Here is an 8,020-nt window from a genome sequence, read left to right as displayed (position 1 = left end):
GCGGCGGGCCCCGCCGCGGGCCCCCCCCCCCCCCGGCGCCGCGCACGTAGAGTTCAGCAGTCCGGCGTGACGCCACCGGGGCGGGCGGGTCGCGCCGGCCGGGAGCTACGCACAGGGGGCGGGCGCATGATCGAGGTGGACGCCGACGTGCCGGCGCGGGTGGACGGCCGGTCGGCGCGGGCCGAGCGGACCCGGGCCGCCATCGTCGAGGCGCACCTGGCGCTCATCGACGAGGGCGACCTGCGGCCCACCGGGGAGCGGATCGCCGAGCGCGCCGGGGTGTCCCTGCGCACCCTGTGGACCAACTTCAAGGACATGGAGACCCTGTTCGCCGCGACCGGGCTGCGGGTCGGCGAGCGGCTGGACGCGCTCTGGCAGCCGATCCCGCCGGAGCTGCCGCTGACGCGCCGGATCGCCGAGTTCTGCGACCAGCGGGCCGAGATGCTGGAGGTGCTGGCGCCCTCGGCGCGCGCCTCGGCGCTGCGGGAGCCGTTCTCGCCGCAGTTGCGGCGCAACCGCGAGGCCGCCATCGCCCGGGTCCGCCAGGAGATCGAGCTGACCTTCGACCAGGAGCTGGCGCACGCGGGGGAGGGGCGCGAGCAGTTGCTGGACGCACTGACCGTGGCCTGCACCTGGGCGGCCTGGGCGATGATGCGCGACGCCATGGGCCTCGACGTGGCCGCGGCCCGGGCCACCCTGGCCCGCACCATCGGCGCGCTGCTGGTCGACGCGATCGCCGCCGGCCTGCGCTGACCCCGCCGGGCCCACCGCCCCTCAGTCGTCGCGCAGCCGGCGCAGGATGCGGGTCAGCTCGGCCCGGTCGGCCGGGTCGAGGGCGCCGAAGAACCGTTCCGCCTCGGCGGCCCGGGCGACCCGGATGGCCTCGCCGACCCGTTCGCCCTCCCCGGTGAGCGCGACCAGGGTGGCCCGCCGGTCGACCGGGTCGGGCCGCCGCTGCACCAGACCGCGCTCCGCCAGGCCGTCGACCACCTCGGTGGCGGAGCGGGGCGCGATGCGCAGGTGCTCGGCGAGCGCGCTGAGCCGCACCGCGCCGTGCCGCATGAGTACGGCGAGCGCCCGGGCGTGCCCCGGGTTGATCTCCCAGGGTTCGAGGGTGCGCTTGGACTGGTGGCGCAGCCGCCGGGCCACCGCCCAGAACGTCTCGGCCAGGCTCTCCTCGTCGTCGCTCCCGCTCACCGGAATACGGTAGCAGCACATGCTGTTGCTACCTCATGATGAGGTAACCTCAGCAATGTCCCCCGACGAGAGAGAGCAACCCTTGGACGGATTCCGTGACGGCCGCGGTGGCGGCCGAACCACCGTGACCCCCGCCGAGAAGGCGCAGGCCCGCCAGGTCTCGCTGCGCCGGATCGGCCGTCTCTTCACCGCCCACCGCGGCCCGCTCGCCGCCGTGGTGGCGATCATCGTGGCGTCGTCCGTGATCGCGATGGCGTCGCCGTTCCTCCTGCGTACCGTGATCGACCGGGCCCTCCCCGAGCGCGACCTGACCCTGCTGGCCTGGCTGGTCGCGGGCATGGTCGCGGTAGCCGCCGTGACCGCCGTGCTCGGCGTGGCGCAGACCTGGATCTCCACCCGGGTGGGGCAGCAGGTCATGCACCGGCTGCGCACCGACGTGTTCACCCACCTCCAGCGCCAGTCGATCGGCTTCTTCGTCCGCACCCGCACCGGTGAGGTGCAGTCGCGGATCACCAACGACATCGGCGGCATGCAGGCGGTGGTCACCTCCACCGCCACCTCGATCGCCGCCAACCTCACCACCGTGGTCGCCACGGTGATCGCCATGGTCGCGCTGAGCTGGCGGCTCACCCTCGTGTCGGTGGTGGTGCTGCCGCCCGCCATCTGGCTCACCCGGCGCGTGGCCCGGCTGCGCCGGGAGATCACCGCCCGCCGCCAGCGCGAGCTGGCCGACCTCAACGTCACCATCGAGGAGGGGGTGTCGATCAGCGGCGTGCAGCTGGCCAAGACCCTCGGCGCCGGCGCGACCCTTGTCGACCGGTTCACCACCTCCTCGGCCCGCCTCGTCGACCTGGAACTCCGCTCGGAGCTGGCCGGCCGCTGGCGGATGGCCTCGATGACGGTGATCTTCGCGGCCATCCCGGCCGTCATCTACCTCGGCGCCGGCCTCCCCGGCACCGCCGGCACGCTCACCATCGGCACCCTGGTCGCCTTCACGGCCCTCCAGGGCAACCTGTTCCGGCCCCTCATGGGCCTGCTCAACGTCGGCGTGTCGCTGACCGCCTCGATGGCGCTGTTCGCCCGGATCTTCGAATACCTGGACCTGCCCGTCGAGGTGGCCGACCCGGCCCGGCCGGTGACCCTCGACCCGGTCCGGGTCCGCGGCCACCTGCGCTTCTCCGACGTCACCTTCAGCTACCCGGGCAGCGACACGGCCGCCGTGGCCGGCGTGAGCCTGGACGTCCCGGCCGGCACCAGCCTGGCCCTGGTGGGGGAGACCGGCTCCGGCAAGAGCACCCTCGCCGCCCTGATCAGCCGGCTGCACGACCCCGACGCCGGGCGGATCACCATCGACGGCGTCGACCTGCGCGACGTGCGCCTGGCCGACCTGGCCGCCGTCGTGGGCGTGGTCAGCCAGGAGACCTACCTGCTGCACGCCACCGTGCGGGAGAACCTCCGGTACGCGAAGCCGGACGCCACCGACGCCGACATCGAGGCCGCCGCCCGCGCCGCGCAGATCCACGACCTGATCGCCGCGCTTCCCGACGGGTACGACACGGTGGTCGGCTCCCGCGGCCACCGGTTCTCCGGCGGCGAGAAGCAGCGCCTGGCCATCGCCCGCACGCTGCTGCGCGACCCGCGGATCCTGGTGCTCGACGAGGCGACCAGCGCGCTGGACACCGAGACCGAGCGCGCGGTGCAGCGGGCCTTCGACGAACTGGCCCGGGGCCGCACGGTGGTCACCATCGCGCACCGCCTCTCCACCGTCCGCGACGCCGACCGGATCGCCGTGCTCGACCACGGCCGGATCGTCGAGTCCGGCACCCATGAGAGCCTGCTCGACCACGCCGGCCGGTACGCGGCCCTCGCGGCCTGAGCGCGGCACTGGCGGGCCGTCACCGCCCCTTGATTCGGGACGCCAGGTCCAGGGCGCCCCGGATCGGGTCGTCCGCCCAGCGGCTGGCGAACACGTCGTGCAGCCGCCATCCGGCCCGGGTCAGCGTGCGCTGCCGTTCCAGGTGGGCCGCGACCCCCTCCGGATGCACCGCGCAGACCACCCCGACCGCGTCGGCGTCCGTGCCCACGCAGAGGTCGACCCGCCAGCGGCCCACCGGATAGCCGGGCCGCACCGGCAGCCCGAGCCGGCGCAGCTCCTCCGCCAGGTCGGCGGTCCAACCCGTCACCGGTTCCGCCTCGGGTGCGACCGGCGGCCGGCCCGCGTACGCCAGGTAGTCGCCCACCAGGCCCTCGGGCGCCCGCAGGGAGGTGACCACGGTCAGCCGCGTACGGGCCCGGGTGACCAGCACGTTGAACAGGTTGGGCTCGGCCACGAACCGGTGCCGCGAGGGCGGATCGCCGTCCACCAGCCCGAGCGAGGCGATCACCACGTCCGCCTCGCTGCCCTGGAACGCGTGCACCGTGCCCGACCGCAGGCCGAGGCGCTCGATCTCGTCGACGTCGAACGCGGCCAGCAGTTCGGCCTCCAGCGCGTCCGCCTGCGCCCGGAACGGGCTGACCACCGCGATCCCGCCCGCCGGCGGGTTCTCGGCGAGCCGCCGCACGAGGTCGAGGGCGGCGGTGACCTCGGCCTGGTTGACCCCCTCGACGACGGTCGCCCCGGCGACGGTCAGCACGTCGATGACGTCGGCGCGCTCGTTGCGCGGATGCCGGGTGACCAGTTCCAGCCGGTCACCGTAGAACCTCCGCGCGGAGAACTGGATCAGGTGCGGCACGGACCGGTGGTGCTCGCCGAGCCAGGTGACCGGCGCGGCGCCGGCCGCCACGTCGAACGCGCTGGACCGGCGCACGTCGAGCCGGTCGCCGTACCGGTCCAGGCCGTGCCGGCGCAGGGTGGCGGCCACGTCCACGTCGGCCACGAACGACACGAACCGGAGCTGCCGGGGGTCACCGGCCACCAGCGCGCGCCGGGCCCGGGCCAGCGCCGGCGCGGCCCGCAGCTGGTCGATGTGCGCGGCCTCGTCGAGCACCACGAGGTCGAACATCCCGGCCACCGGCGGCAGCAGGTCCTCGACGTCGGTGACCGTGCCCACCCACAGCGGCAGCACCCGCACCAGCGCCTCGGCGTCCAGCCCGGCGAGCAGTTCGCGGCGACGGTTCCGGCCGGCCCGCAGCGCCGCGCCGAGCCCGCTCGTGGCGCGCCGTGCCGCACCCGTCCACCGCCGGGCGCCGGCCGCCCGGTGGCGCATCGCCGTGCCGACGGCCTCGGCCAGCGCGGCGTCCGCCTCCGCCAGGCTGCGCCACGCGGCCGCCAGGTCGGTGCCACCGGTGGCGGCCAGCCGCGCCGCCGCCCGTACCGCGGTCGCCGCCTCCACCGCGGCCCGCACCCGCTCCACCGGCACGTCGCCGCCCGCGAGCCGCCGCAGCCGCTGCCCGGCGCGCGCCCGCCGCCAGCGCCGCCACCAGCCGTCGCCGGAAACGGTGGCAGCGGCCAGCGCGGACCGGACCGCGCCCAGGTCGGTGTCCGGGTCGAACAGGCGCGGGGCGTCCCGGGTCAGGGCGGGCAGCAGCGGCTGCCAGCCGGGCAGCGTGGCGGCCCGGCGTTCCTCGTCGAGGGCGGCGGCGACGCCGGCCGACACGGCCGCCACCCGGTCCCGGGCCGACGCCACGGCGGTCTCGTCGGCCCGCAGCGTGGCGTCGTCCACCCCCGCCGCCGCGCCGCCGGCCAGGTCGGCGGCGATCGCCTCGCGGCGCTCCGCGTCACCGAACAGCACCGGCGTCGGCCCGGGGTGGCGGCGCAGCAGCTCGCCGAGCACGTCCGCGGCGTGCACCGACTGGGTGGCCACCAGCACCGATCCGCCCCGGTCCACGGTGTCCAGCGCGGCGGCGACCAGTGCGTGGCTCTTGCCGTTGCCGGGTGCGCCCGAGACGACCACGACCGGCTCGGTCCTGGTCCGCCGGACCACGTCGCGCTGGGCGTCGTTCAGCGGCAGGGGCGACAGCACCTCGGCGTCGTCAGCCTGGACGTTCCCGGTCTTGTCGCCGTAGAGCCGGTCCAGCGCCGTGTCCGCCAGCCCGGGGCGGGCGGCCCAGCCGAGCAGGGTGTCGCGCAGCCGGCCGGCGAGCACGTCGCGGGTGGTGAAGAGCGCGGCGGCCGCGACCCCGGTGAGCGTGCCGTCGTCGATGCTGCGGGGCGGTCCCGCCAGCACCGCCTCCACCTTCAGGCCGGCGGCCTCGGCGGCGGCGGTGATCCACGCCGTGGTGCCGGGTGCGCCGAGCCAGCCCGGCCCGGCGAGGCCCGGGGCGGCCTCCAGCCGGGCGGCGAGGTCCCGGTCCTCGATCAACGAGGTCAGCTCCAGGTCACCGGCCGGCACGATCCGGTAGCCGCGGCGGGTGCGGTCCAGGCGTACCGGCTGGGCCAGCAGCGGCACCCGGACCCGCCGACGGCCCCCGTCGAGGTCGGCCCCGCCGACGACGAAGGCCAGGCCCCGGCGGAGGATCCGCTCGTCTCGGTGCAGCGCGTCCAGGGCGGCCAGCCGGTCCAGCCGGGTGCCGCGCGGCCCCCGGTCGGGCTCGGGCAGCCAGATCAGCGGGCGGCCGGCGCCGGACACGTCGAAGGTCCGCTCGGCGCCGGCCGGGGCCAGCTCGGCGAGCGCGGTGAGGATCCTCGCCGCCTCCATCGCCCGCCGATTCTGCCGTACGCGGGCGCGGGCGACCCGCCGCCCGTGGCATAACATCGATTTCTGTCGCTCAGCGCGGAGGGGAGAATCGATGTCTGTGACGTTCACCCGCACCCGGTGGCGGTTGCTCGCGTTGCTCACGGTCGCCGTCGTCGTCGGGGCGCTGTCCGGGGTGCAGCCCGCGCAGGCCGCGCGACCGGGGTTCCGGATGCCGTTCCTGTGCGGCCAGACCTGGCAGGGCAACAACTGGAACGGGCACAGCCCGGCCCACTCCATCGACTGGAACCACTACGACGCGAACGGCAGCCCCGACGACTTCGGCCGCCGGGTCGTCGCCAGCGCCGGCGGCACCGTGCTGGAGTCCTACTACTCGACCACCACCGGCTACGGGAACACCATCGTCATCGGCCACGGCGACGGCTGGCGCACCCGGTACGCCCACCTCAGCGAGCGGCTGGTCGCCGCGGGCGCCAGCGTGAACCAGGGCACCGTCATCGGCAAGGTCGGCGCTTCCTCGGCGAAGTACGACCTCAGCCCTCACCTGCACTACGAGCAGATCCACGACGGCAGCGTCGTCGTCTCGGTCGTCCAGGGCGTCACCTGGTCCGACTACCTCAAGCGCAACCAGACCAGCACCAACAACTGCTGACCGGCGGGCTCAGGCGTCGGGCGGCCCCGGGCGGTCCGGGTCGCCCGACGGGGCCTCGCCGCGCTGGGGCGATGCCGGTCGGGGCCCGGAAGGACGGCGCGGGGGAGGCGGTGCGGGCGGCGGCAGCAAGGGTTCGAGCGGGAACAAGCGCTCCACCGGGGAGTCGGGGCGGGACTGTCGCGGCGCTCTGCTCGCGCCGGCTTCCCGCTGGCCCTGCCCGTCCGGATGCCGCTGGGAGCCGCCCGGCCCGGCCTCCCGCTGGTGTGGCGGGTGCTCCTCCCGGAGCGCGTCCGGCATCCCGCCCCCCGACCCGGCGCCCTTCTCCGGTGTCTCCGCCGGCCTGGCGCCGTTGTCCGGTGTGCCCGCCGGGTGACCGCGCTGTTCCCCGGCGTACTCCGCGCGCCGGCGGTCGAGGTCGCGCTGCCAGTCCAGGGCGATGCGCTGGTCCCAGTAGGGCTGGAGCAGCTTGCGGACCGGCTCGTCCAGGTAGACCGACACGTCGGGCTCACAGGTGAACGTGACCTCGCCACGCTCGTAGCCCCAGGGGAGGGCGTCGTCGCCGGTCATCGCGTCGTCCAGCGCGAGCGCGAACGCCCGGGGGCGATCCGGCGGGATGTCCGCGGCACACCGGACCGCGAGGCGCCGGAACCTCTGCATCGCCTGGGGCTGGAACTGGTCGACGTACCAGCCGAAGAGTTCCGAGCGCGCGTTGTCGGAGGTCCAGGTGAAGGTGGCCCGGACGACGAAGTGGTAGACCTGCCCCTGCGCCGGCACCAGCAGGGTCGGCGCCGCCCGCCGGTCGACGAGCGTGACGGGTGACGCCTCCGCCTCGGCCCACCGCAACTGGTCCAGCACGGGCTTGGCCGCCGTCCACAACCACTTCGCCCCGCGCCACGCGGCCGCCCAGAGTTCCCGCGCACGGGCGAGCCAGGGTTCCCACCGATCGCGCGCCGGCACCGGGGCCCGACCGTCCTCGACGCCCCGTCCGCGGCCGGCCCCGCGGCTGCCGCCGTCCGTCTCACCCGCCCGGGAGCTGCCGTCTGCGCTGGTCCGGGAGCGGCTGTCTGGGCCGGGGCGGGAGCTGCCGTCCTCGCCTGCGCGGGAGTCGCCGTCTTCGCCGGGCGTTCCGGTCATCGCACCCCTCCCCGGCCGAGCAGCCGCGCGTCGTACGGCCGCGCCGGTGCGGGATCGGTGCGGCCGTTTGAGGGGTGTGCGGAGACGCCAGGCCGGGCCTCCGCCGTCCCACGCTAACAAGCCGGCGCGGCGACGCACGGCAGCCGCGCGGGGACCCGGGGGCGGTCGCGGTGACTCGGGCCGGCGCGCCGCTGGTAGCCGTCATGATCGCTGACGGACGGGTGACCGGACACGCCGGTGATACGGCCCTGAGGTGCCAACGATGGTCGATGAGCGGGCTGCCGGAGAACCGGCCGGCCGCGCGGCCCGGCCGGGGACTCGTCGTCGTTCCGGGCGCCCCAGAGCAGACGGCGGATGGATTCGGGGGCTGGAAAACGGCCGCCCGCGGTCGCCTCCGGGCATC

6 protein-coding genes are annotated in these 8,020 nt (G+C 75.9%); 3 read left to right on the top strand and 3 right to left on the bottom strand.

Annotated elements, in window-relative coordinates; translation table 11 throughout:
• The first annotated feature begins 126 nt into the window (after positions 1-126).
• Positions 127-753, top strand: coding sequence for a TetR/AcrR family transcriptional regulator (locus tag ABZW14_RS10660; protein WP_355343145.1), 627 nt, complete (start codon positions 127-129; stop codon positions 751-753).
• A 21-nt stretch (positions 754-774) separates the two neighbouring features.
• Here the strand turns inward: ABZW14_RS10660 and ABZW14_RS10655 are convergent, their stop codons facing one another.
• Positions 775-1,197, bottom strand: coding sequence for a MarR family transcriptional regulator (locus ABZW14_RS10655; protein WP_355343142.1), 423 nt, complete (start codon positions 1,195-1,197; stop codon positions 775-777).
• A 124-nt stretch (positions 1,198-1,321) separates the two neighbouring features.
• Here ABZW14_RS10655 and ABZW14_RS10650 point away from each other — a divergent pair, with 124 nt between their 5' ends.
• Complete coding sequence (locus ABZW14_RS10650; RefSeq protein WP_355343139.1) at positions 1,322-3,073, top strand: ABC transporter ATP-binding protein; 1,752 nt, start codon at positions 1,322-1,324, stop codon at positions 3,071-3,073.
• 19 nt (positions 3,074-3,092) lie between these two features.
• Here the strand turns inward: ABZW14_RS10650 and ABZW14_RS10645 are convergent, their stop codons facing one another.
• The gene (locus tag ABZW14_RS10645) at positions 3,093-5,834 is read right to left on the bottom strand and encodes an AAA domain-containing protein (protein WP_355343136.1); all 2,742 of its coding nucleotides are present in this window, start codon (positions 5,832-5,834) and stop codon (positions 3,093-3,095) included.
• 91 nt (positions 5,835-5,925) lie between these two features.
• Here ABZW14_RS10645 and ABZW14_RS10640 point away from each other — a divergent pair, with 91 nt between their 5' ends.
• A complete protein-coding gene (locus ABZW14_RS10640; protein ID WP_355343133.1) occupies positions 5,926-6,483 on the top strand; it encodes a M23 family metallopeptidase in 558 nt (185 codons plus the stop codon).
• Between the two features lie 9 nt (positions 6,484-6,492).
• Here ABZW14_RS10640 and ABZW14_RS10635 read toward each other — a convergent pair whose 3' ends face one another.
• The gene (locus ABZW14_RS10635; RefSeq protein WP_355343130.1) at positions 6,493-7,617 is read right to left on the bottom strand and encodes a hypothetical protein; all 1,125 of its coding nucleotides are present in this window, start codon (positions 7,615-7,617) and stop codon (positions 6,493-6,495) included.
• Between the last annotated feature and the right edge of the window lie 403 nt (positions 7,618-8,020).

This window comes from Micromonospora sp. NPDC004551 (assembly GCF_040609975.1).
Lineage (GTDB): Bacteria > Actinomycetota > Actinomycetes > Mycobacteriales > Micromonosporaceae > Micromonospora.
Note: the sequence above shows the minus strand (reverse complement) of the source record. Positions and strands in the feature narration are given on the sequence as shown.

What these genes read in the sequence shown, in the direction of transcription:
- ABZW14_RS10640 (WP_355343133.1), top strand. Translation starts at nt 5,926, where the DNA reads ATGTCTGTGACGTTCACCCGCACCCGGTGGCGGTTGCTCGCGTTGCTC.
- ABZW14_RS10635 (WP_355343130.1), bottom strand. Translation starts at nt 7,617, where the DNA reads ATGACCGGAACGCCCGGCGAAGACGGCGACTCCCGCGCAGGCGAGGAC.
- ABZW14_RS10645 (WP_355343136.1), bottom strand. Translation starts at nt 5,834, where the DNA reads ATGGAGGCGGCGAGGATCCTCACCGCGCTCGCCGAGCTGGCCCCGGCC.
- ABZW14_RS10660 (WP_355343145.1), top strand. Translation starts at nt 127, where the DNA reads ATGATCGAGGTGGACGCCGACGTGCCGGCGCGGGTGGACGGCCGGTCG.